Annotated in this window: 20 protein-coding genes, 1 tRNA gene and 1 pseudogene; 7 read left to right on the top strand and 15 right to left on the bottom strand. The window is 58.5% G+C overall.

Features of this window, described 5'->3' with window-relative positions; genetic code table 11:
- Window positions 1–27: 27 nt before the first annotated feature.
- The 5 genes from EUV02_RS04070 (at window position 28) to EUV02_RS04045 (ending at window position 7,297) form a co-directional block, all read left to right on the top strand.
- Window positions 28–3,264 (top strand): type ISP restriction/modification enzyme, encoded by a 3,237-nt coding sequence (locus tag EUV02_RS04070; protein WP_135244917.1) that lies wholly within the window; start codon window positions 28–30, stop codon window positions 3,262–3,264.
- A 507-nt stretch (window positions 3,265–3,771) separates the two neighbouring features.
- A complete protein-coding gene (locus EUV02_RS04060) occupies window positions 3,772–4,596 on the top strand; it encodes an RES family NAD+ phosphorylase (protein ID WP_135244915.1) in 825 nt (274 codons plus the stop codon).
- A gap of 267 nt (window positions 4,597–4,863) precedes the next feature.
- Complete coding sequence (locus tag EUV02_RS04055; RefSeq protein WP_243445750.1) at window positions 4,864–5,466, top strand: recombinase family protein; 603 nt, start codon at window positions 4,864–4,866, stop codon at window positions 5,464–5,466.
- Window positions 5,372–6,403, top strand: coding sequence for a patatin-like phospholipase family protein (locus EUV02_RS04050; RefSeq protein ID WP_207790103.1), 1,032 nt, complete (start codon window positions 5,372–5,374; stop codon window positions 6,401–6,403). The genes EUV02_RS04055 and EUV02_RS04050 overlap by 95 nt, the downstream gene beginning before the upstream one ends.
- A 3-nt stretch (window positions 6,404–6,406) precedes the next feature.
- Window positions 6,407–7,297, top strand: a complete 891-nt coding sequence (locus EUV02_RS04045) for a nucleotidyltransferase domain-containing protein (RefSeq protein ID WP_135244914.1) — start codon at window positions 6,407–6,409, stop codon at window positions 7,295–7,297.
- Here the strand turns inward: EUV02_RS04045 and EUV02_RS04040 are convergent.
- A complete protein-coding gene (locus EUV02_RS04040; RefSeq protein WP_135244913.1) occupies window positions 7,272–7,586 on the bottom strand; it encodes a hypothetical protein in 315 nt (104 codons plus the stop codon). The two genes, EUV02_RS04045 and EUV02_RS04040, sit on opposite strands and share 26 nt — an antisense overlap.
- Window positions 7,587–8,626: 1,040 nt before the next feature.
- On the opposite strand from EUV02_RS04040, the gene EUV02_RS04035 reads away from it, so the two are divergent.
- Entirely contained in the window at window positions 8,627–9,742 is a 1,116-nt protein-coding gene (locus tag EUV02_RS04035; RefSeq protein WP_135244912.1) for a tyrosine-type recombinase/integrase, read from the top strand.
- Window positions 9,743–9,828: 86 nt separating this feature from the next.
- Here the strand turns inward: EUV02_RS04035 and EUV02_RS04030 are convergent, their stop codons facing one another.
- Both EUV02_RS04030 and EUV02_RS04025 read right to left on the bottom strand, forming a co-directional pair.
- Window positions 9,829–10,245, bottom strand: a complete 417-nt coding sequence (locus EUV02_RS04030) for an EVE domain-containing protein (RefSeq protein WP_135244911.1) — start codon at window positions 10,243–10,245, stop codon at window positions 9,829–9,831.
- Window positions 10,246–10,264: 19 nt separating this feature from the next.
- Window positions 10,265–12,616: a transketolase gene (locus EUV02_RS04025; protein WP_135244910.1), complete on the bottom strand. Its 2,352-nt coding sequence runs from the start codon at window positions 12,614–12,616 to the stop codon at window positions 10,265–10,267.
- Window positions 12,617–12,765: 149 nt separating this feature from the next.
- On the opposite strand from EUV02_RS04025, the gene EUV02_RS04020 reads away from it, so the two are divergent.
- A complete protein-coding gene (locus tag EUV02_RS04020) occupies window positions 12,766–13,548 on the top strand; it encodes an enoyl-CoA hydratase-related protein (RefSeq protein WP_135244909.1) in 783 nt (260 codons plus the stop codon).
- 335 nt (window positions 13,549–13,883) lie between these two features.
- Here the strand turns inward: EUV02_RS04020 and clpX are convergent, their stop codons facing one another.
- From clpX to EUV02_RS03970, 12 genes and pseudogenes are all read right to left on the bottom strand, one after another.
- Entirely contained in the window at window positions 13,884–15,134 is a 1,251-nt protein-coding gene (clpX, locus tag EUV02_RS04015) for an ATP-dependent Clp protease ATP-binding subunit ClpX (RefSeq protein ID WP_135244908.1), read from the bottom strand.
- Window positions 15,135–15,259: 125 nt separating this feature from the next.
- Window positions 15,260–15,892 (bottom strand): ATP-dependent Clp endopeptidase proteolytic subunit ClpP, encoded by a 633-nt coding sequence (gene clpP, locus EUV02_RS04010; RefSeq protein ID WP_135244907.1) that lies wholly within the window; start codon window positions 15,890–15,892, stop codon window positions 15,260–15,262.
- 137 nt (window positions 15,893–16,029) lie between these two features.
- The gene (gene tig, locus EUV02_RS04005) at window positions 16,030–17,643 is read right to left on the bottom strand and encodes a trigger factor (protein WP_135244906.1); all 1,614 of its coding nucleotides are present in this window, start codon (window positions 17,641–17,643) and stop codon (window positions 16,030–16,032) included.
- Between the two features lie 53 nt (window positions 17,644–17,696).
- Window positions 17,697–17,781: transfer RNA gene (locus EUV02_RS04000), tRNA-Leu, on the bottom strand.
- 210 nt (window positions 17,782–17,991) lie between these two features.
- A pseudogene (locus EUV02_RS16100) lies at window positions 17,992–18,435 on the bottom strand (site-specific integrase); the annotation flags it as partial.
- Window positions 18,436–18,960: 525 nt separating this feature from the next.
- Complete coding sequence (locus EUV02_RS03990; protein ID WP_135244905.1) at window positions 18,961–19,308, bottom strand: helix-turn-helix domain-containing protein; 348 nt, start codon at window positions 19,306–19,308, stop codon at window positions 18,961–18,963.
- A 159-nt stretch (window positions 19,309–19,467) separates the two neighbouring features.
- Window positions 19,468–19,620, bottom strand: a complete 153-nt coding sequence (locus tag EUV02_RS15605) for a hypothetical protein (protein WP_166430489.1) — start codon at window positions 19,618–19,620, stop codon at window positions 19,468–19,470.
- A gap of 243 nt (window positions 19,621–19,863) precedes the next feature.
- On the bottom strand, window positions 19,864–20,037 hold the full coding sequence (locus EUV02_RS15600) for a hypothetical protein (RefSeq protein WP_166430488.1): 174 nt from the start codon (window positions 20,035–20,037) through the stop codon (window positions 19,864–19,866).
- 81 nt (window positions 20,038–20,118) lie between these two features.
- Window positions 20,119–20,592, bottom strand: a complete 474-nt coding sequence (locus tag EUV02_RS03985) for a hypothetical protein (protein ID WP_135244904.1) — start codon at window positions 20,590–20,592, stop codon at window positions 20,119–20,121.
- A gap of 229 nt (window positions 20,593–20,821) precedes the next feature.
- Window positions 20,822–21,205, bottom strand: coding sequence for a hypothetical protein (locus tag EUV02_RS03980; protein ID WP_135244903.1), 384 nt, complete (start codon window positions 21,203–21,205; stop codon window positions 20,822–20,824).
- Between the two features lie 39 nt (window positions 21,206–21,244).
- Window positions 21,245–21,688 carry a hypothetical protein gene (locus EUV02_RS03975; RefSeq protein ID WP_135244902.1) on the bottom strand — a complete coding sequence of 148 codons (444 nt, stop codon included), beginning with the start codon at window positions 21,686–21,688 and terminating at the stop codon, window positions 21,245–21,247.
- Window positions 21,689–21,731: 43 nt separating this feature from the next.
- The gene (locus EUV02_RS03970; RefSeq protein ID WP_135244901.1) at window positions 21,732–21,962 is read right to left on the bottom strand and encodes a YccJ family protein; all 231 of its coding nucleotides are present in this window, start codon (window positions 21,960–21,962) and stop codon (window positions 21,732–21,734) included.
- Window positions 21,963–22,591 lie beyond the last annotated feature (629 nt).

The raw sequence follows: 22,591 nt of genomic DNA, 5'->3' as shown, positions 1-22,591 counted from the left end.
GATGTGGAATGCTCAGTCACATCTTGCGTGTCGGAACGCACCCACTACGATGGCTACATGATTGATCAATACATCCTCGCACTGCGAAAAACTCCGCTTTCCGATCATACGGAGATGACAGGTCGCGGTGCGTTGGAAACACTACTGAACGCGATGATTGCCGACTACGGGCCAAAGGGTGCGGTCGTTACCCACGAAGCCAAGCACGTGAAGGGCAATGCACCCGACTTCAAGATTTCGGTGAACGGCCAGATCATCGCTTATGTTGAGACCAAAGCCATTGGCGCAAACTTGGATGCGGTGGCGAAATCTGACCAAATCAAGCGCTATCGCCAGCTCTGCCCCAATGTGCTGCTGACCGATTATCTGCGCTTTGATTGGATAACCGAACTCGACACAACGACCGTGCGCTTGGGCGAAACGGCGCTGCTACAAGGCAAGCCACACCCACCGAGGGCCGACAATGTCTCCCAGTTGTCGTCACTGCTCAAACGCATGCTCAGTGAGGCGCCCCAGGGCATCGGCCGGGCGCGCGATTTGGCGCAGGCACTTGCAGTGCGTGCGCATCTGTTGCGTGAGTTTCTGACCGAGACGCTAATCGCCCAGGCGAAAAGCGGTAGCGGCGACGAATTGACCGGGCTGTATCACGCATTCAAGGAACAAGTCAGTCGCGACCTGACGGTTCAGGAGTTCGCCGACGCTTATGCACAGACGCTGGCCTACGGGCTTTTCCTTGCGAAGCTCAACGCGGAAACCATCACGGTCACGTTGCACAATGCCAAGGATTTCATCCCTGCAGCCGTACCTCTTTTGCGCGAATTGGTTGGCTTTCTCGGCAAGCTCGATGCGCCGGCGTACGTCGATATCAAATGGGTCGTTGATGAAGTGCTGTCGATCGTCAATGGCATCAAGCTCGCAGCGATCCACGAAGATTTGAGCTTCCGCAACCGCAAGGTTGACCGGCGCGGCAGCAAGAGCCGTAGCGAGGCCGAATGGCGGCTGTTCAGCCGTGACCCGTTCATCTATTTTTACGAAGACTTCCTCGAAAAATACGACAAGGCGACGAAAAAGGCGCGCGGCGTCTTTTACACACCGCCGCCAGTGGTCAATTTCATCGTCCGCGCGGTCAACGACATCCTTAAAGACACTTTCGATATTCCCACCGGTCTAGCAGACAAGGACCGCGTGACCCTGCTCGATTTCGCCTGTGGTACCGGTACGTTCCTGGTCGAGGTCATGGAACAAATCTTCGCTGAAATCGGTGGTGCCGGCGGCGGCAAAGCGCAAGCCTATGTCGACGAGCACTTGCTCAAGAACCTCTACGGCTTTGAATATCTTGTCGCGCCATACACAATCGCGCATCTCAAGCTCTCGCAGTATCTCAAGGAAGCGCAGCTCAGCATCCCAGACGGCGCGCGCTTTCAAGTGTATCTTACCAACACAGTCGAACCGATGGCGGCGCAATCGAATTTCCTGCTGCCCGCGCTTTCAAAAGAGACCGAAGCAGCGCAGATAATCAAGACGAAGCCTATTTTGGTGATTACCGGGAACCCGCCATACGCCGGGCATAGCAAAAATAATGGCCCGGTGGCGACGGGGTCGGTCGCTGCCTATCGCGAAGGTTTCCCCGAGTTGTCGAAGCCAGGTCAGGGCAAATGGCTACAAGACGACTACGTTAAATTTATACGATTCGCCCAACAAAAGGTCGATGCAGCGGGCGTGGGGATAGTCGCGATCATAACCAGTCACAGCTTTCTCGATAACCCCACGTTTCGCGGTATGCGCCAATCGTTGATGGAAAGCTTTGATCAAATCCGTGTCATCGATCTGCACGGTAATACGAAAAAGAAGGAGAAAGCGCCTGGTGGGTCTGATGACAAAAATATCTTTGATATTGAACAGGGAGTGGCAATTAGCCTGCTGGTAAAAAAGAAGGGCATCGAGCGTGGAATTTGGCATGTCGACGTCTGGGGTTCTCGACAGGAAAAATATGAATGGTCAGCAAGAACTGCATTGAAATCGGTAGATTGGAAGCGGCTAAACCCTCTGCCTCCCCAGAGGCTACTTCGACCGCGCGATAACCACCTTGCCGCACATTACAACCTGCTTTGGTCGATAAGCGACATCCTGAACGTACAGGGTGACGCTGCGCCCGGCATTGTGACGACGCACGACGAGTTTGCGATTTCACACACCAAGGACGAAGCAATCGGAAAGGCAAAATTTCTCGCAGCAACGTCCGACGAGGAACAGGCACGAAGCAAATTTCGCCTATGCACACAAAAGCAGTGGTCATACGAAATCGCCAAGTCACAAATTCCCAGAATGGACTTGAATAGTCTTGCCCAAGAAATCTTGTATAGGCCTTTTGACAAGCGTTGGACGATATGGAATTCACAAATCGCTGTGCATCTACGAGAGCGTGTTTCAAAGCATCTTGTTAAACCGAATCTCGCAATTTCGGTGAGCCCACAGTCCGCTGTATTGGGAAGCCCAACCTTTGATGCCGCACTGGCGCTGAATCTTCCAGCAGATTTCAATTCATTTCGTCGAGGTGGGCAAATTATTTTTCCACTGTACCTATATGGTGCTCCCAAGGTTTCAAAATCTAGGCGACATGCCGAAGAAGGTGGCCTTCACAGTATAATGGGTGAGAAAGCCGCTGACCCATTCGCCGACAAGGACCGCGTCGAAAACATCGCACCCGAATTTCGAACGTGGCTTGAAGGACGATTCAAGATACATTTCGAACCCGAGGCATTGCTCGGCTATATCTATGCAGTGCTTCATGCGCCGGCATATCGCAATGTATACTCGGATTTCCTGAGCAGCGATTTTCCGCGCATACCGTTCCCCGAGAACTACACCGAATTCGTTGCGCTCGCCGACCTTGGGGAAGCACTAGTTGCGGCACATCTACTCAAGACGGTGCCCAAGGGTGGCGTTGGCGGCTTCGACGGCAAAGGCGACAATCACGTCGAATTCTTCGAATATGACGCGGCCAGCGCGCGAATTAGGATCAATGCAACGCAATATTTCGGGAAGGTATCACCGGAAATCTGGGCATTCACCATCGGCGGCTACCAAGTGCTACGTCAATATCTCAAGGCACGGAAAGGCCGCGTGTTGACGCTCGACGAAATGGAAAATGTCGAGAACGTCGTGAACGTGCTGGCATTCACGATCGACCAGATGGCGGCAATTGATACGGCCTATGTGGCGGCATTTTCTGCGGGAAAGGGGCACTCGCCGGCCGATGGGTGAATCCTTCCGTGAATTCCCATTCGCGGTATTGGGGGTGCATATGGTTAACAAGTTGAATGCGACTTTTCCCACCGTGGTATTCGCGATGACCGTGCATGTGTCGGCGGCCGCACAGACGCCGGCGATTTGCAATTGCCAAGGCTATGATGGGCCGGGCGGGGCCTGCTATTCCGGCCCCGGTGGGCCGGCGTATGATGGCCCTGGTGGTCCCGCATATCGAGGACCAGGCGGGGTCTGTTACACTGGGTCAGGCGGGTCGGCGAGCCGCGCCCCAGGAGCGCCGGGATATAGTGGCCCAGGCGGACCCAGCTCTAAGGCGCCAGGTGGTCCCGCTCATGGTGGGCCTGGTGGGCCTGCAAATCGGGGGCCCGGTGGGGCTTGTTACGCGGGCCCCGGTGGTCCTTGTTACTCCGGGCCGGGTGGAACGGGTGCGAGCTGTCCGTCAATTTGTAGCCAATGATCGCGTAACGAATATCGTACGAATATTGAAGGAAATCACGGGGACCAATGGGCAATTTTGAGGCTTCCAAACCGGAATTCGCGGCGTGGAACAGCTACTCGCGGTTCGCAAAGCACGTGCGGTTTTCCGGTCGGTTCGTATGGGACGACGAGGTTCGCTCCTTCCTGGAGACGGTGTTGGCGACAATCAGGAATCGCGACGCGGAATTGAAACGAGGAAGTTATCTCTATCGCGCCCAACTCGGGGTCGACTGCGTTGATCAAACTGATGACGACGGGAATTGGATTGGCGAGAACACATGGGGATACAGCGCTTCGCGTATGAAGCCACTTACCGACCGTGCAAAACAAGGGCGTGCCAACCCAACTGGCATCCCCGTTCTGTACGTTGGCACGAGCAAACTAACGGCAATCTCAGAAGTGCGTCCCTGGGTCGGTGCGGATGTATCTGTTGCTACATGCAAGGTTTTGCGGCCGTTGCGCGTACTCGATCTTTCCGTGGGGCATGGAAAGTCGTCATTCGCCGGCCCCATTTTCAGGCATCTGATGGGCGGACACGAATTAACTCGGGAGGAGAAGGAAAAGGCCGTCTGGATCGATATCGACAATGCCTTCTCTGAGCCTGTGACGACGTCGGACGACCGTGCGGACTATGCACCGACGCAAATCCTTGCCGAACTCTTCAGGGGCGCTGGCTACGATGCGATCGCCTACAAGAGCCACTTCGGCGATGACGGCGAGCGACTTGGCTACAACATCGCCATTTTCGATCTTAATGCGGTCGAGGTTGCGAGTTGTGCGCCCTATCGGGTGAAATCAATCAAGGTCGAGGCGGAATCGAACGGCAATCCGTGGTTCAAACGCGAAGAGTGACGATCTGTGTACTGGGGTTCAAAGCAGGTCGCGCACTCTAACGCGTCAAAGATTTCCGTCTGGGGCAATCAATCGATCCCCGACGAGACCACCAGTCAAATGACACCACGGTGATCACGAGGAAGGATTATCGGTCGACACCCAATCCGCCCAAAAGGCAACGGTAGCCGGCGATTGCCTTGTATCGGAAACGAACGTATTCGATGCTGTTATTTCGTTTGTATCGAATAATATACTTGACATAGTTACGATACATGCTGCTTAAAGATGCAGGTTTTCGATGCGGAGATTGAGATGGCGCGAACATTTGCGTACTGCCGCGTCTCTTCAACAGAGCAGAACCCTGACAATCAACGCCGGGAAATCGAGGCGGCCGGCTTCGCTATTGAGGAGCAGCGCCTGATTTCGGAAACTGTGTCGGGTTCAGTATCTGCATCGCAGCGAAAGGGATTTGCCCGGCTCATTGACAAGCTCGAATCTGGTGACGTGTTGGTGGTAACCAAGCTTGACCGGCTCGGTCGATCAGCGATTGACGTGCGCGCTACCGTTGAGGGATTGGAATCAACTGGCGTCCGTGTTCATTGCCTAGCGCTCGGCGGCGTTGACTTGACCAGTGCGGCAGGAAAAATGACAATGTCCGTGATTGCGGCAGTGGCAGAATTTGAACGCGATCTACTCGTCGAACGAACTCAATCAGGTCTCGCTCGGGCAAAGGCCGAAGGGAAGATTCTTGGCCGCCCCTCGAAGCTGAACGCCTTCGAGCAAGCTGCCATCCGTGACCGGCGCGCAGAAGGGTTGTCTCTCGGAACGCTTGCCAAGCAGTACCGTGTTTCGCGGGCAGCAATTCAGCGCGCAGAAAAGCGTGCATAGCTCGCCCACGCCTTCCCAGCCGTTCCGAATACTGAGCCTGGATGGTGGAGGTGCCAAAGGTTTCTACAGCCTTGGCGTGCTTCGTGAAATAGAAGGTATGCTTGCGAAGCCGCTCCACGAAGCTTTCGATCTAGTGTTCGGGACGAGCACGGGCGCGATCATCGCCGCGCTGATTTCACAAGGTTACTCGGTAGACGAAATTCATCGGCTGTATAAGGAGCATGTACCCCGCATCATGCGCCGCAAGCGGCCCGATGAAAAATCTAAGGCGCTCGCTGAACTGGCGAAGGAAGTTTTTGACGACGCTGCGTTTAGTAGTGTGAAGACCGGCATAGGGATTGTGGCAACCAAATGGGTCGTTGAAAGACCTATGATTTTCAAGGGCAGTGTGGAGCAGGCTCATGGTCGAGTTGGAACCTTCGTGCCTGGCTTCGGGGTATCGATAGCCGATGCGGTCCAAGCTTCATGCTCTGCCTATCCTTTTTTCGATCGAAAGATCGTACATACGGCGGCCGGTGATGACGTGGAACTGGTGGATGGCGGTTATTGCGCGAATAATCCGACCCTTTACGCCATTGCAGATGCCACCCGAGCGCTCGGGCACCCACCTGAATCTCTTCGGGTAGTGAGCGTGGGTGTAGGGAATTACCCTGAGCCACATGCGTCGATGCTTAGTAAGATGCGCTGGGCAAAGTACCTTATGAGCGTTCAGCTTCTGCAAAAAACTCTGGAGATCAACACGCACTCGATGGACCAGCTCAGAGCCATCCTTTTCAAGCATGTGCCGACCATTCGAATCAGCGATACATTTGAGCGTCCTGAAATGGCTACCGATCTTTTCGAATATGATCTGAGCAAGCTGAATCTATTGCGTCAACGAGGTGTCGAGTCGTTTGCTTCTCGGGAAGCAGACATAAAATTACTTCTCCAAGGATAGACGATGGCAATACCGGAACAACAGTTGGATGTTTGGGCAAAACAAGGCTCGATCACTCAATCCAAAGACACATATGCCTCGATAAAGTCCTGTTTGGAAGCAAACGAATCTCCATTCGCAGAAAAATCTAAGTCAATTTTTCTACAAGGTTCATACGGAAATGATACAAATATTTATGCAGATAGCGATGTCGATGTTGTTATATCAACTGAATCAATCTACTACGATGATACGAGCGATCTCTCAGAGACTGAACGCGCCTCTTACGCCTCGGCTTTTATCAAGGGAGGCTTTTCTTATGGCGACTTCAAAAATCAAGTTTCGAACCATTTGATAAACAAATTCGGATCGTCAGTAAAACCCGGTAACAAGGCAATTTTTATCGAAGGTTCTGGCAATCGTCGCGATGCAGACGTACTGCCTGCGGTAGAATTTCGTCGCTATAGAAAGTTCAACAGTCAGACTGATAATTCATACGATACCGGTATATGCTTTTGGACTACAGATGGTACGAAGATTGTTAACTATCCAAAGCAACACTCTGCAAATTGCACTGCAAAGCACCAATCTGCATCAGGATGGTATAAGCCGTCTGTACGAATTCTTAAAAATTCACGTAATTCGATGATAGCGGGTGGATATTTGTCGGAAGGAATTGCCCCATCATATTTTCTAGAAGGCATGCTTTACAACGCACCGACATATTTATTCGGCAAATCATATGCGGAAACTATAGCCAATACTATTAACTGGATTATGAAATCCGATAGATCAAAACTTCTCTGCGCAAATGAACAATATTATCTTTTGAACCCGACTTCTCCAGTGACATGGAGAGCAGAAAATCTCCAAACTTACTTGGACGCGTTTAGCAAATTCTGGAACGAATGGTAGCGCGTTCTCTCCTACCAAGCACAGAAGGGCCGGCGAGTTCGGGGATTGATCGGACGCAATGGATAGTCTGTCCTGACAAGCTAAAGAGATCATCGATCATGTGAGTACCGGGGTAAGGTGGCAGTTGGACGGCCAGGAAATTTACCAACGGTCGTTCGCCACAATCCAATTCATAGGGGGTGCTGCCTTCGGTCGAAATGATCTCGGCAATGATACTCTCCATCGCATCACCATGGACCGCGAGCCATGCAGCAACGGCGTCTTCATCGAGATCAATTTCGTCGGTCATCGGACAGCAACATTAGCGATTTGATGGCTGGCAATCGATATCATAATGTATTTCACGTCGTTTTTTGAGCATTGTCAAACACCTAGGGCATGCCGTTACCGCGCCGGCCAGCGCAGGCAACTTCGGCGCCGCCATCGTGAAAGTTCGCGGCCGGCCCGGACGCGAACGGCGCCGGCCGGCATGGCTGTCGGTCGGCGAGTGGGTTGGAAATGATTCGGCCGGCCGCCAGCAGAGGTCCTGCAGGACCCTCCTACTCGCCAAGCCGGCACTGATCAGGTCGAAGCCAGCCAATGTGCGATCAATGCGTGCTGCGTCAACCGACGAGGCCGGCGGAACGCCATTTTCTGCCGCCGGCGAGTGTCAGGTTGGTGAGCGACGTACACCTTCAGGAAGGTCCACGTAGGAAGCCAACTCTCGGTGATGGGGAGACGCCAGCCGGTCAACAATTGTATTTGCGTCGCAGACGCCTGCCCTAGTTTTGCGAAAAGTCCATATCTTTTTCAGAGGCTTGTAGAAATAAAGTTCGAGCCGGCCGCGCGAATCAAATCGACTTTGACGCCCGCAAACAATCATAATGCGGGTAAGAAACAACGTAGCCTCAAGCCCCAAATGAACAATTTACCTTCAACCCTGGGACCGCCCAGCACAAACGATAAACTGCCGGCGATGTCCCATCAGTTAGCGCAGCGCAACTTGCCGGCCCAGCAGATCAGATGCCAGGACGCCGCCAGTGGCGGATGCGATCGAAGCGACGTCAGCGATTTCATCGATGACCCTGTCTTGATCCCGCGCGAGGCCGCAAGGGCAATGCGAGTATCAGAACGAACGCTGCGCCGAATGAAGGCTGCTCGCGTTTTCAGGTGGGTCAGAATCACACCAAGAATTTGGGGTATGCGTTTGTCAGATGTCGCAGCATTCCTTGCAAGCCGACAGGAGGGCAGCGTTGGGCCGCCGAGTGAATACAATCCGCCTGTGAAGCCACGTCGTGCGCGGGCAAGATCAAGTGGCCTCGTAAGCTTCACGTCGCAGCAGGTGCCTCGATGACCGTCTACAAGCATCAGCGATCTCGATACTGGCACTACGATTTTCAAATCGATGGCCAGCGGTACGCAGATTCGACGCGCTGCACGAATAAGCGAGATGCGGAACGCGTCGAAGCCGAGGCGCGGCGAAATATAATTTTTGGCAATACGGCAAAACCCCAGGTTACAATCGATGACGCGATTGGCACGTGGTGGGCGAACAAAGGGCAGTATCAGCGTAGCGCCAAAACCACACGATACCAGTTAGCGAACCTGGTCGATGGACTGGGTAAATCAAACAGAGTTTCAGACGTCGGCTTTGCCGAACTCGACGACTATGTCGCCCTCCGGAGAAAGGCCGTGTCTAACGCGAGTGTTAACCGCGAAATCGAACATGCACGGAAAATTTGGCGTTACACCGCTCGGCGAAAATTCGATGTCGGCGATGACATCGAATGGGGCAAATTGATGCTTCCAGAACCCAAGGAGCGGGTGCGCGAACTCCTGGCCGACGAGGAACTGCGGCTCTTTGCGGAGCTACCAGAAGACATCGCGGCGGTCGCAGAGTTTGCCATGATTTCGGGCCAACGTCGGACTGCTGTCGTTACGCTGCTATGGCGAAACGTAGATTTCAACAACTGTACGGCCAAGATCAAACTGAAAGCACAATCAGACGATTGGCATTCATTTCCTTTACCACCTCGTCTGATAGCGATCATCAAGGGACGGCCGAAAGTTTGTCCTCAGGTGTTCACCTATATGTGCGAGAGGTCGGCACCACCCCGCCTAGATAGGGTACGCAGGATCAAGGGCGAGCGTTATCCCATGACCCCTCAGGGTTGGGAACGTAAATGGAAAAAGGCATTGTCTAACGCCGAGATCGAGGATTTTCGATTTCACGACATGCGGCACACCGCGCTCACTCGTATTACACGCGCCACCGGCAACCTGAAGATCGCCCAGAAGCTCGCGGGTCACTCGACCATCAACACAACCGCGCGGTATGCACACGTTACAGGCGACGACGTACTTGCAGCGATGGTAACGACGGAATCCCGAACTATTCCCGAACCAAATCCCCACGATTCAGCAGAAGTTTCAACTGTTACAAGGACTTACAGGGTGGTCAGATAGCTGCTCCCAAACCAGATGCGCTACCAGGCTGCGCCACTCCCCGACGAGGGCTGCCGTAGAGGGGATTGGCCGCGCACGCAAGCGCTTCAGGCGCCGAGGCCCTCGATTATCGCCCACTCAGCGGGTGTGACCGGCGTCACCGACAGGCGGAACTGGCGGAACATCGTCATGTCGGCGAGGCCCGGATGTGCCTTCATCGCGGCGAGCGTCACCGGATGCGCCAGCGCCCGCACCGGCGCGACGTCGACAGCGACAAAGCGACCCTTGGGATCGCCGGGGTCGATTTCAGCCTCGCGCACGACCTTCATGATGCCGACCACCGCGAGGCCCTCGTTCGAATGGTAGAACAGCCCGAGGTCGCCGACGCGCATTGCCTTCAGGTAGAGCGCCGCCTGGTTGTTGCGGACACCGTCCCACAGCGTGCGGCCGTCGCGCACCAGCTGGTCGAAGCTGTATTTCACCGGCTCGGACTTCATCAGCCACAGGCCCTTGGGGGTCGTCATGCGTGTTTTCCTGTGAGGGTCAGATTGGCAGCAGCAGTTCGGCCATGGCCTCGACGATGCTGTCGGCATCGAGGCGGTAGCGGCTGTAGAGGTCGGCGAGTGTGCCGGTTTGCCCGAAGCGGTCGACGCCGAGCGGGCTGACACGCTGCCCGCGCACCCCGCCAAGCCATGACAGCGCCGCGGGCGAGCCGTCGATCACGGTGACCAGCCCGGCGCCGGGTGCGAGGTCAGCGAGCAGCGTTTCGATATGGCTTAGCGTATGCGCACCCCTGCCCCAGCGTGACGCCCGCGCTGCGCTCCAGCCGCGATGCAGCAGGTCGGGCGAGGTCACCGCGAGCAGGCCGAGGCCGGGCAGGTCATCGGCGAGCATTTCCCACGCGGCGATGGCTTCGGGTGCAATCGCACCGCAATAGACGATGGCGGCGCTGGCGCCCGGTGCCGGGGCGCGCAGCCAATAGGCGCCGGCGAGCGCCTGCGCCTCCCAGTCGGCAGTGTCGCGCGGCACCTGCGCTATGTTGCGCGTCGTCAGCCGCAGATACACCGAGCCGCCGTCGTCGGCCTGCAGATGGTCGAAGCTCCAGCGCATCATCGCGGTCAGTTCGTCGGCGAACGCTGGCTCAAACGCCGTCAGCCCGGGCTGGCCCATGCCGATCAGCGGCGTGTTGATCGACTGGTGCGCGCCGCCTTCGGGCCCGAGCGTCAGCCCGCTCGGCGTCGCCACCAGCAGGAAGCGCGCGTCCTGGTAGCAGCCATAGTTGAGCGCATCGAGGCCGCGCGCGATGAACGGGTCATAGACGGTGCCGACCGGCAGCAGCCGCGTGCCGAAAAGCGGGGCACTCAGCCCCAGCGCGGCGAGCAGCAGGAACAGGTTGTTTTCGGCGATGCCGAGTTCGATGTGTTGGCCGGCGGCATGCCCCGACCATTTCTGCGGGCTGGGGATGCCGGCCGAGCGGAACACATCGGCCATGTCGGCGCGGCGGAACAGCCCGCGCTGGTTGACCCAGGCGCCGAGGTTGGTCGAAACGGTGACATCGGGCGAGGTGGTGACGATGCGCGCCGCCAGCGCTGCGCTGTCGGCATCCTCGGCCTTGGCGAGGTCGAGCAGGATGCGCCCGAAGGCGGCTTGCGTCGATTGTTCGGCGCCGTCGGGCACCGGTAGCCGCGCCGGCACCGGCACGGCTGCAGCGGGCGCGGCACGGTGCGCGCGCGCCAGCGGTGACGCCGCGACGAACGCCTGCAGCCGCGCCGCTTCATTGTCGCCGACCCCGCCGAACAGCGCCCATTCGTCGCCCGGCGCAATGCCCAGCGCGTCGCGCAGCCCGTGGATCTGGCCGGGGTTCATCAGACCCGAATGATTGTCCTTGTGCCCGGCGAACGGCAGCCCCTGCCCCTTGACGGTATAGGCGATGAACAGCGTCGGCGTGTCGTCCTGCGCGCTGTCGAACGCCTCGATCAGGCTGGCGATGCAATGGCCGCCGAGGTTGGTCATCAGCCGCGCCAGTGCGGCGTCGTCATAACCGGCGAGCAGCGCCGCCACGCCGCGCTTGCTGCCGATGTCGCGCGTCAGCCGCGCGCGCCACGCCGCGCCGCCCTGATAGGTCAGCGCCGCGAACTCGGCGTTGGGACAGGTGTCGATCCAGTCTTCGAGCGCCTTGCCGCCGGGCAGCTTGAACGCCGCCTGCTGGAGCTTGCCATGCTTCAAGGTGATGACGCGCCAGCCGCAGGTTTCGAAGATGTCGTCGAAGCGTCGGAACATGCGGTCGGCGGTCGTCGCATCGAGCGACTGGCGGTTGTAATCGACCACCCACCAGCAGTTGCGGACGTCGTGCTTATAGGCTTCGATCAGGCATTCGTAGATGTTGCCCTCGTCGAGTTCGGCGTCGCCCATCAGCGCGATCATCCGCCCGGCGTCGGCAGGGGCGAGTTGGCCATGGGCGATCAGATAGTCCTGCACCAGCGACGCGAACGCCGTGACCGCAACGCCCAGCCCGACGCTGCCGGTCGAAAAATCGACGGGAATCTGATCCTTGGTCCGGCTCGGGTAGCTCTGCGCGCCGCCCAGCCCGCGGAAGCGCTGCAGCTGGTCGAGGCTCTGCTGGCCCAGCAGATAGTGGATGGCGTGCAGCACCGGCCCGGCATGCGGCTTGACCGCGACCTTGTCGTTGGGGCCGAGCGCGTGGAAATACAGCGCCGCCATGATCGCCGAAATCGACGCGCAACTCGCCTGATGCCCACCGACCTTGAGGCCGTCGTCGCTGTTGCGCAGATGGTTGGCATTGTGGATCGTCCACGAACTCAGCCAGCGCAGCCGCTCGTCGAGGCGCTCGATCAGCGCGATGGTGTCGGTGTCGGCAAGTGCGGCTACGGTCATCGCCGCAACCTAGCGAGTCGAACGCCGCGCGTCACCGTCCGAAGATGCCGCACTGCAATTGGCTTCGCGCTTGCACCGCGCGGAGAATTGCCCGAAACCGCGTCGGTCCAATCCGCCGCAAAACGCGGCCTTCACCGGGGAGTGCCATCATGGCCTATGAACATTGCACCGTCGAAAAGGACGGCCACGTCCTGACTATCACCATCAACCGTCCCGACCGCATGAACGCGCTGCATCCGCCGGCCAACGCCGAACTGGCGCAGGCGTTCGATGATTTCGCTGCCGATCCCGACTTGTGGGTCGCCATCCTGACCGGCGCCGGCGACCGGGCGTTTTCGGCGGGCAACGACTTGCGCTACCAGGCCGAAGGCAATGCCGTGACGGTGCCGCCGTCGGGCTTTGCCGGCATCACCTCGCGCTACGACCTCGACAAGCCGGTCATTGCTGCGGTTAATGGCGTCGCGATGGGCGGCGGTTTTGAAATCGCGCTGGCCTGCGACATCATCATCGCCAGCGACAACGCCACTTTCGCGCTGCCCGAGCCCAAGGTCGGGCTGGCCGCACTCGCCGGCGGGCTGCACCGGCTGCCGCGCCAGATCGGCCTCAAGCGCGCGATGGGCATGATCCTGACCGGCCGCAGCGTGCCCGCGGCCGAGGGCAAGGAACTCGGCTTTGTCCACCAGGTCGTGCCGGCGGCCGAACTCGCCGCTGCCGCACGCGCGCTCGCCGATACGATGCTGACGCTGTCGCCGCTGTCGCTGCGCGCGTCGAAGCAGGTGGTGATGCGCGGACTCGATACGCCGTCGCTCGAAGAAGCTTATTCGGGCCAGATGAAGCACCCGGCGGTGCAGGCGCTGTGGAAGTCGGAAGACCTCAAGGAAGGCCCGCTGGCGTTCGCGCAGAAGCGCAAGCCGGAGTGGAAGGGTCGCTAAGCGCCACCTGACTAAGCCACTGAAATGAAAAGAGCCGCCCGGCTTGACCGGGCGGCTCCCACATTGCCGGTTGCGAACCGGAGATGGGCTATTCCGTTGCGATCTCGACCACAACACCCAAGTTACCAGTGCACAACGTGGAACAATGAGACACTAGACCACCTCCTTTCGCCTGTTTCAGGGATCTGCAGGATCATCCCAGAGGGCAGCGATTGCAAGCAGAAATTTGCACGGTTTGTGTCGCAAATGTCGTCCGCCGACACCGCGCAAAACAAAGGGCGGAAGCGTTGCCGCTCCCGCCCTTGCTTGAAGGTTGGTGTCGTTGCGCGACGGGCTTAGGCCGCTTCTTCCTTCGCCAGCACGCGCATCGGTTCCTTGATGCCGGCGACGACGTCCTTGTCGACGACGACTTCACTGACTCCTTCCATGCCGGGCAATTCGAACATCGTGTCGAGCAGGATGCTCTCCATGATCGAGCGCAGCCCGCGCGCACCGGTCTTGCGTTCGATGGCGCGCTTGGCGATTGCCGACAGCGCATCGACCGAGAACTCGAGCTTGACGCCTTCCATCTCGAACAGCCGGGCGTACTGCTTGACCAGTGCGTTCTTCGGTTCGGTCAGGATGGTGATCAGCGCCGATTCGTCGAGGTCTTCGAGCGTCGCGATGACCGGCAGACGGCCGATGAACTCGGGGATCAGGCCGAACTTGAGCAGATCCTCGGGCTCGCACTGGCGCAGCATCTGGCCGGTGCGGCGCTCGTCGGGGCCGGCGACATGCGCGCCGAAACCGATCGACTTGCCCTGCAGGCGGTCGCCAATGATGCGTTCAAGGCCGTTGAAGGCACCGCCGCAGATGAACAGGATGTTGGTCGTATCGACCTGGAGGAATTCCTGCTGCGGATGCTTGCGGCCACCCTGGGGCGGGACGCTCGCGGTCGTGCCTTCCATGATCTTGAGCAGCGCCTGCTGGACGCCCTCGCCCGACACGTCGCGGGTGATCGAGGGGTTGTCTGCCTTGCGGCTGATCTTGTCGATTTCGTCGATATAGACGATGCCGCGCTGCGCGCGCTCGACGTTGTAGTCGCTTGCCTGCAGCAGCTTGAGGATAATGTTTTCAACGTCTTCGCCGACATAGCCGGCTTCGGTGAGCGTCGTCGCATCGGCCATGGTGAACGGCACGTCGAGGATGCGCGCCAGCGTCTGCGCCAGCAGCGTCTTGCCGCAGCCGGTCGGGCCCACAAGAAGAATGTTCGACTTCGCCAGTTCGACCTCGGCGCCCTTGGCACCATGGTTGAGGCGCTTGTAGTGGTTGTGCACCGCGACCGCGAGCACGCGCTTGGCGTGGCTCTGGCCGATGACATAATCGTCGAGCACCTTGCAGATCTCGCGCGGGGTCGGCACGCCGTCCTTGGTCTTGACCAAAGCCGTCTTGGTTTCCTCGCGGATGATGTCGTTGCAGAGTTCGACGCACTCGTCGCAGATGAACACCGTCGGGCCCGCAATCAGCTTGCGCACCTCGTGCTGGCTCTTGCCGCAGAAGCTGCAGTAGAGCGTGTTCTTCGAGTCCCCGCCCGTCAACTTGGTCATGGGCTTCCTTTCAGAGCGATTGTGACAGTCTAACGGGCAAGTGGGGGATGCTGCAAGCCCGCGTGCCACAAGCGCGCGTTATCGTAAAAAACGGTCCTTAAGCGGACGCTTTCAGTTTTGTCCGCCTACGCGGCCTTGGCTGCGTCGCCTTCAAGCGTCGTCGGCCGCTTGTCGACCACCGCGTCGATCAGCCCGAACGCCTTGGCTTCCTCGGCATTGAGGAACTTGTCGCGTTCCATCGCGCGTTCGATGGTGTCGAGCGTCTGTCCGGTGTGCTTGACGTACAGGTCGTTCATCGTCGAGCGGACGCGGAGGATTTCGCGCGCCTGGATCTCGATATCGGTGGCCTGGCCCTGCGCGCCGCCCGACGGCTGGTGGACCATGATGCGGGCGTTCGCCAGCGCGGTGCGCATGCCGGGTTCACCAGCGGCGAGCAGGAAGCTGCCCATCGACGCGGCCTGCCCGATGCAGGTCGTTGCGACGCGCGGGCGGATGTATTGCATCGTGTCGTAGATCGCCATGCCCGCGGTAATCACGCCGCCGGGCGAGTTGATGTACATGTTGATGTCTTTTTTCGGATTTTCCGATTCGAGAAACAGCAACTGCGCGACGATCAGCGACGCCATCTGATCCTCGACCTGCCCCGTCACGAAAATGATGCGCTCGCGCAGCAGGCGCGAGAAGATGTCGAACGAGCGTTCACCGCGGTTCGATTGCTCGATGACGATTGGCACGAGGCCGGCGACTGGATCGATCATGTTGGCTCCCTAAGCTACCGTCCCTAGGTCGGACGTTTTGCAGTTTGTTTCAAGGGGAGAGTTGGAGCCGCGTCCCCGAACTGCGCGCATTTGCCGCCCCGGCGCGGTGCCGGGGCGGGATAATGCGTTGGTGCCGCTTACTTTGCGGGCTTGGCAGCTGCCTTTTTGGCGGCCGGCTTTGCTGCAGCCTTGGCAGCGGCCGGCTTGGCAGCAGCAGCCTTGGCAGGTGCGGCAGCAGCTTCGGCAGGTGCAGCCTTCTTGGCCGCCGGCTTAGCCTTGGCGGGCTTGGCAGCGACTTCGGCTACGGCTTCGACTGGCGCTTCGGCCTTGGCAGCCTTCGCCTTGGCAGGCTTCTTCGCCGGCTTGTGGTCATGGCCGTGGTGATCGTGGTCATGGTCGCAATCGGGGCCGTGGACGTGGACCGGGGTCTCGTCCTCGTTCTCGATTTCGGCAACCAGCGCTTCGCGCGTCACGATGCGTTCGACCAGCGATGCCTTCGACAGCAGGAAGTCGACGACCTTGTCCTCGTACAGCGGCGCGCGCAGCTGCGCGGCGGCCATCGGGGTTTCCTGGAAGTACTTCACGACCTGCTGCTGCTGGCCCGGATAGCGGTTGGCTTCCTGGCTGATCAGGCGGTTCATTTCGGCCTGCGTGACCTGCACGCCATTGGCCTGGCCGATTTCCGACAGCAGCAGACCGAGGCGGACGCGGCGTTCGGCGATGCGGCGGTATTCGCCGCGATCGCCTTCGAGCTTGGCCTTGTCTTCGGCATCGAGGTTTTCGGCTTCGGCTTCGATCTGCGCCCAGATCTGGCCGAATTCGGCTTCGACCATCGATTCGGGCACGGCGAAGTCATGGCTCGACGCGAGGTTGTCGAGCAGCTTGCGCTTCATGTGGGTGCGCGTCAGCTGGCCGAGTTCGGCAGCGACCTGATCCTTGAGGATTTCCTTGAGCGCTTCGAGGCTTTCGATGCCGAAACCGGTGGCCAGGCTGTCATCGATGACGACAGGCTTGGGGGTTTCGACCGCCGTCACCGTGACGGCGAACTCGGCCGGCTTACCCTTGAGGTAGGCGACATTGTAATCGTCGGGGAAGGTCACCTTGACGGTGCGCTTGTCGCCGGCCTTGACGCCGACGAGCTGGTCTTCGAAGCCGGGGATGAGCTGGCCCGAGCCGAGCTCGATCTTCATGCCTTCGCCCTTGCCGCCTTCGAACACTTCGCCGTCGACGCGGCCTTCATAGTCCATGACGACCTGGTCACCGGCAGCGGCCTTGTGCTTGGCGCCGGCGGCTTCGAACGACTTCTGCTGGTCGGCAAGGCGCGTCAGCGCCGCGGTCATTTCGGCATCGCCGGGCTCGACGGTCAGCTTTTCGAGCGTGATGCCTTCGATGTTCGGCGTTTCGATGGTCGGCAGCACTTCGAGCGTGACGTTGAAATCAACGTCCTGGCCTTCGTCGGGGATCGCCGCGAGGTCGACCTGCGGCTGCGTCGCCGGACGCAGTGCGTGGTCGGCCATCAGCTTGTTCATGCTTTCCTGGACGACCTCGTTGAGCGCGTCGCTGCGCAGCTGCGCGCCGTGCATCTTGCGGACGAGGTTGTGCGGCACCTTGCCGGGGCGGAAACCCGGCATGCGGATCTGCTTGGCGACCGTCGCCAGCTGCTTGTCGACACGCGCTGCGAGCTCGCTCGCGGGAATCGACACGCTATAGGCGCGCTTGAGGCCATCGTTCATCGTTTCGGCAATACGCATCGTTAAAGTCTTTCAATGTTCAAATGTCAAAAAACAGTTCGTATTCAATAACTTGGTGCGGGCGAAGGGACTCGAACCCCCACGTCTTTCAACAACAGGACCTAAACCTGCCGCGTCTACCAGTTCCGCCACGCCCGCAGGGAATCGTGAGGTCACATAGTTGCCTGAACGCCTGTTGTCGAGCCGTTTGGCCCTCTTGCTACCCCACGCCATTGCGCCCCCACTTTTACGCGCACAGATTGCACCTGAGTGCTGTAAACGGGCCTCGAGGGCGCCATTCAGCATCGTGTCGTGAACCTGCGTGTATCTCATGGTCGTTTCGATCCGAGCGTGTCCCAGCCAGGCCTGAATGACCCTGATGTTGACGCCAGCCTCAACGAGCCTTGTGGCGCAGGTATGCCGGCAGGCGTGGAGGACAAAATTAGGGTCATCCTTCAGGCCCATGGCTTCCCTGGCGATATCCCAGTGGTACCGAAGTTCACTGAAAGTCGGCATGCCGGTGGCGATAAGTTCGTGCAGGATTTGCGAGACGGCAGGCGTGATGGGCACCGGCCGGGGTTTGTCCGTTTTGGTATCCCACAAGTTCAAGCGGTTCAGCTGCACCTGGTGGGCCTGCGCGGTCCTCAGTTCACCACGGCGGCATCCAGTCTCAATAGCAACATGAACGAACTTACCGATCGCCGGCGGCAGCAACTCGTAAAGCAAGGCCTCTTCGTCCGGAGTGATCCAGCGGATACGGCCGGCATCCTCATCGCGCCAGGCGAACTCCAGCTTGGCACCAGTGGGCCGCATGCCCCGCGAGGTGCACCAGTCGATAAACGTGTGGAATGACGACAGGTAGCGGTTGATGGTCGACTGGCTCGCCGGCTTGAAGACGAAAGGTTTCTGTTTGGAAACTCGCCCAGGCGCCACGTCCCCGCCGATCTCCAGGGAAACGATCAGGTCATCGATATCAGTGGTCACCAGGTCGTTGAGTTTCCGGTTAGGTCCCAGAAGGCGAACGATACGCTCCACATGAGCCCAGCAACCCTGCTCGGACGCAATACCCCTCCAGAGATGCCCACGGGCCGCCTTGAGGGCTTCCTGGAGCGTCTCGACGGCCTTGGTGCCCTGGCGGGTATCGATACGCTTAACGACCTTCCCGACCTCGAGCCCTGCGGCCCAAGCGGCGGACACACGAGCCTCATCGGCCTTGGCGGCCTGGACGGTATCGTGACGTTCCCGATAGCGCTTGCCACCCGACTGGAGCTCAACGCGCCACCGGCCTGTCAACTGACCCTTCGAATTCTTGTCGGCGTAAATGGCCATGATGGCACCTCACGATTCTTGCAGGATTGTTGCGAGCTCACGGGCCACCAGTTTCCCGCGCGACGTCAGGTAGAACTGTTTGGTCCTCAAGTTCGTAGGGGCCGTCTTGGATTCCACAAGTCCGTAACCGGGTTCCATCTTGCGGGTGTAGTCTCCCAGGTCCAAAAGGTGACGGCTGACCGTCGACACTTTCGAGGACATCAACTCGGTGATCTCCGTGAGGTTTTTTCCTTCGTTTCGGGCAACCATCACGAACGTATGAGCCACCTGGAGAGGCAGCAACGGGCTAATCGCGGTACGCAAGAAACTCAGGATTCTATCGGCTTTCACCAGCGCTGATTTGTAATCGTCAGTCATGGCTAAACTCCTCTCGTATCAACCAGTGGGGACTATACCCGACACCAGAACGTCCACACATGTAAACCGTATTTCTACGAGGCTCAAGGCCTAATTGAAATGTTTAGGCAACATTGTTGGTTAACAAGAAATTTATTTCCTGAGGCTCTGGTAGCGGGCTCAGGCGTCGATCAGGGCTAACAGCGCGACCAGGTCTGCACGGGTGAGGACCAGGTCATTCCGGTCGCCGCCATCATCGCGCTGCGTGATATGAACCACGCCACTCTCAGGGCAGGAAAACAAAACTGTCGTGTCGGTATCCGGCAGGGTCATATAGGCACTCTCAGGTCACAAAGGGTGTTTAGACCTCAGGTCCTGGTCGGCTTCTCGCCTACCATGCGACACAGGCTAGTTCCTGCGCGGCTTTCCGGCCCTGCCCCGGTTCGTCGCCACATGTTTTTATGGCCTAGGGAACATTATAGGAACGTGGTTTTAATTCGACCAGTATTTATTTTCAAAATCGTTATTAGCGAAAATTAACCTGATTTCCCGCCATCGGTGTAACGCGTGAACGCCTTAATAGCGCGAGCGGTACCAGGCGAACGCCAGGCCGCCGCTGGCCACCACGACACACGCCGACAGGATGCCGATAATCCAGTAGAACTTCGTCGGATCAACTAAGCCCAGCACGATCATCGGGACCAGCAGGAACGTGAAGATCGCGAACCTGGCATCGAATATTTTGAACATATCGTCGAACATTTAAGGGCCTTTCAGTGGCGTTATGGTGTTAATGTAGACTGAAAAGCCCTTAAATTCAACAGACTCCCGTTAATATCGCAAATAATTCGGCTTAATGGCGTCTGCCGGGCGCTTCAAGGCCTCAATTACCGTCGAAATCGTCACCACGTCGGAGTAAACATCACGCTCATCGATAGGCAGTGGCGTATTGATATCGAGTGCCTGATCCTCCTCGAGCTGCTCCGCCAGGCGAACGAGGATTTCACGCAGATACGGAACCGGCAACGTAGCCAGGTCAGCAGCTGACAACTCCAGGCGAGCAATAGTCGTCAGGTCACGGCCCGCCTGGTGCGGCTCAACCCGGCTCAATCGTGAGTTCATTTTAGCGCTCACACGATTGGCAACTGCTCCAAAATCAGACTCTCCAGTTAGTTCCTGGTGTGCCCACTGGCGCAGAGATAGTAAATCGGTGACGCTCAACTCGAAACCGCTGATCGTGATCTTGACGTCACCTGTGTTCCTATCAGCAACGGACCAGACGGCGTCCTGCAGGGCCCACGCCATGACCAGATCGGCGCCATCAAACGCCCCTGCAGCTGACTCCAGGCGCCGTTTGGTCCTGTCGTCGGCGTCGCGGCCACTAGTCTCAATGGTGACGATACGCGGTAGGCGCTCTAGGATCGTGAACCCGTCCGAATTTACGCTAGTGATAACTAATTCCTCAATTACACAAAAAAAAATGGCCCGAAACGCCTCTAGGGCACCTCGAGCCATCTCGTTTTAGCGGCTAAACTCATGCGGCGCTATATGCCCAATCAGTCGCCTCATGCATCAATCTAACTGCCTCACGTGCCCAGATGGTCATCTCGGCAATAGAGGTCTGCAGGAGCGTGACGTTCTCCTGAGAGCGCTTGATGTCTGCGTCGAGGGCCAGGGTGATAAACGCGCCAGGCGTGCAGTCACTCGATGCCCGTTGGCGCCTGAGGTCTGCCAGGACTGCCAGCTCACCGCCAATCAGCCCCAGGTGCTCGACGATATTCTCGTTGGCGATAGATGCCAGGAGGCTCGAGGCCCCGCCGAAATCCTCTTGGAACGGAAAGTCTGGCGGGAGCAAGGCGGCGACGTTGAGGCGCTTTGAGGGTGCCTCGAGGATGTTGACGACGTTTGTGGTGTTCATGATGCGTTCCTTTCTAGGTCAAAATGGTTGCAGCAAGGCTCAGCGGCCCTCGAACTCGACGGTGCGAACTGGCCCAGTCAGGGTCTCTGAGGAGTCAAACTCGACCTCGACGATCTCGCCGGCCACACGGTAACGGCACTCGTCCCAGTTGGTCTCGATGCCCGCGTCGATTGCGGCCTCCCAGCTCTCCAGGCCCAAGCGGCGCACGGCCATCCCAGCGAGCTCGGTCTCGAAGGCGAACTGGGCGGCCGATGCGTTCCGGCGGTTGACCTGCAGGGTTGCCTGGAAGAACCGATTGGCGATCGGCATTTGGTACGTGAAGGCCTCGTTGGGCGATGCGGACGTGTAGAAGGCCATCATGACGTCCCGTTTGACGCCAGGCTGTGCGTAGAGGTCCAACAGGAACGTGCGGACTGCGTCGGACGATGCGTCCGAGATGTAACCGCGGGGCGTAGGGTTGCTGTTGATTGACTGTGTGTTCATGATGTTTTCCTCTCGGTGCTGGTTGGGTTTCGGTTTGTTTCGGTTAGGCCTTGGGCGCCCAGTTGATGCCCTCAGCGCCCCAGTGGTAGCCACTCTCGTCGGTGCCGTTCGTCTGCAGGATGTTCCAAACGGCAAGCGTTTCGGCCGCAGTGGGTGTCTCCCAGATACGTTCGGCAACCGTCTCGTTACCTGCGGCAACCTGCAAGATCGCCTCCAGGACTTCCTGCGAGGTCTCACGGGACAGGCCGAACTTGATGAAGTGTCCGTTGGTCATGTTGTTTCCTTTCAGTTACTGGCCGGCATCGTGCCGCCCATGAATGGTACAACGGTGCATTTTTGGGGACTTGCAGAAATAAATTACTTGTTAACCACGATTTGTTCTTAAGGGCTGTTTGGTCCGGTCGATATCGTCGCCAATCGTCACCTGGAACTTAATGCCAACGGCTGCCGGCTGGCGTTGAGGACTACCAGGCATGAAGGCGTTGAGGCGCCATGGGGCTGTCGTTGGGTTATACGTGAACGATGACTGGAGGCACCTCGAGGCAACTGCATGCCGTGGTGTCCTCCCAGGCCATAAGGCCACTATACGTCAACTGAAGGCTCCCCACGGCGATCAGGGCCTAGTGCGCCTATGGTGAACTAGAAGGTGACTAGAGACTATAAGGCAACCGACTGGGCTTCCCGGCCTGATGCGCCGATGGTGAACTAGAAGGTTGCCGAGAGGGCCAGGTGGTGCGTCGAGGATACTCCCAGGCCAGTCGGTCTCCCAGGCGCTTGAGGGTTTCCTATTGTCCCTCCCGCGCCTCTCGCCCTCCCCGGCCCCACGGACCGATATGTCCGCAAAGTCACCGATCGGCAGCCCGCTAGCAGCTAGAAGGCCCCGCAATCGCACCACACGGCCCA

It is taken from the genome of Glacieibacterium arshaanense (assembly GCF_004681125.1).
In the GTDB taxonomy this organism is placed as follows: Bacteria; Pseudomonadota; Alphaproteobacteria; order Sphingomonadales; family Sphingomonadaceae; genus Polymorphobacter_A; species Polymorphobacter_A arshaanense.
Note: the sequence above shows the minus strand (reverse complement) of the source record. Positions and strands in the feature narration are given on the sequence as shown.

What these genes read in the sequence shown, in the direction of transcription:
- EUV02_RS04060 (WP_135244915.1), top strand. Translation starts at nt 3,772, where the DNA reads ATGGGCAATTTTGAGGCTTCCAAACCGGAATTCGCGGCGTGGAACAGC.
- EUV02_RS03980 (WP_135244903.1), bottom strand. Translation starts at nt 21,205, where the DNA reads ATGAACACCACAAACGTCGTCAACATCCTCGAGGCACCCTCAAAGCGC.
- EUV02_RS04030 (WP_135244911.1), bottom strand. Translation starts at nt 10,245, where the DNA reads ATGACGACCCCCAAGGGCCTGTGGCTGATGAAGTCCGAGCCGGTGAAA.
- EUV02_RS04045 (WP_135244914.1), top strand. Translation starts at nt 6,407, where the DNA reads ATGGCAATACCGGAACAACAGTTGGATGTTTGGGCAAAACAAGGCTCG.
- EUV02_RS03990 (WP_135244905.1), bottom strand. Translation starts at nt 19,308, where the DNA reads ATGACTGACGATTACAAATCAGCGCTGGTGAAAGCCGATAGAATCCTG.
- EUV02_RS04040 (WP_135244913.1), bottom strand. Translation starts at nt 7,586, where the DNA reads ATGACCGACGAAATTGATCTCGATGAAGACGCCGTTGCTGCATGGCTC.
- EUV02_RS15600 (WP_166430488.1), bottom strand. Translation starts at nt 20,037, where the DNA reads ATGTTCAAAATATTCGATGCCAGGTTCGCGATCTTCACGTTCCTGCTG.
- EUV02_RS03975 (WP_135244902.1), bottom strand. Translation starts at nt 21,688, where the DNA reads ATGAACACACAGTCAATCAACAGCAACCCTACGCCCCGCGGTTACATC.
- EUV02_RS04035 (WP_135244912.1), top strand. Translation starts at nt 8,627, where the DNA reads ATGACCGTCTACAAGCATCAGCGATCTCGATACTGGCACTACGATTTT.
- clpP (WP_135244907.1), bottom strand. Translation starts at nt 15,892, where the DNA reads ATGATCGATCCAGTCGCCGGCCTCGTGCCAATCGTCATCGAGCAATCG.
- tig (WP_135244906.1), bottom strand. Translation starts at nt 17,643, where the DNA reads ATGCGTATTGCCGAAACGATGAACGATGGCCTCAAGCGCGCCTATAGC.
- EUV02_RS03985 (WP_135244904.1), bottom strand. Translation starts at nt 20,592, where the DNA reads ATGGCGTGGGCCCTGCAGGACGCCGTCTGGTCCGTTGCTGATAGGAAC.
- EUV02_RS04020 (WP_135244909.1), top strand. Translation starts at nt 12,766, where the DNA reads ATGGCCTATGAACATTGCACCGTCGAAAAGGACGGCCACGTCCTGACT.
- clpX (WP_135244908.1), bottom strand. Translation starts at nt 15,134, where the DNA reads ATGACCAAGTTGACGGGCGGGGACTCGAAGAACACGCTCTACTGCAGC.
- EUV02_RS04025 (WP_135244910.1), bottom strand. Translation starts at nt 12,616, where the DNA reads ATGACCGTAGCCGCACTTGCCGACACCGACACCATCGCGCTGATCGAG.
- EUV02_RS03970 (WP_135244901.1), bottom strand. Translation starts at nt 21,962, where the DNA reads ATGACCAACGGACACTTCATCAAGTTCGGCCTGTCCCGTGAGACCTCG.
- EUV02_RS15605 (WP_166430489.1), bottom strand. Translation starts at nt 19,620, where the DNA reads ATGACCCTGCCGGATACCGACACGACAGTTTTGTTTTCCTGCCCTGAG.
- EUV02_RS04055 (WP_243445750.1), top strand. Translation starts at nt 4,864, where the DNA reads ATGCAGGTTTTCGATGCGGAGATTGAGATGGCGCGAACATTTGCGTAC.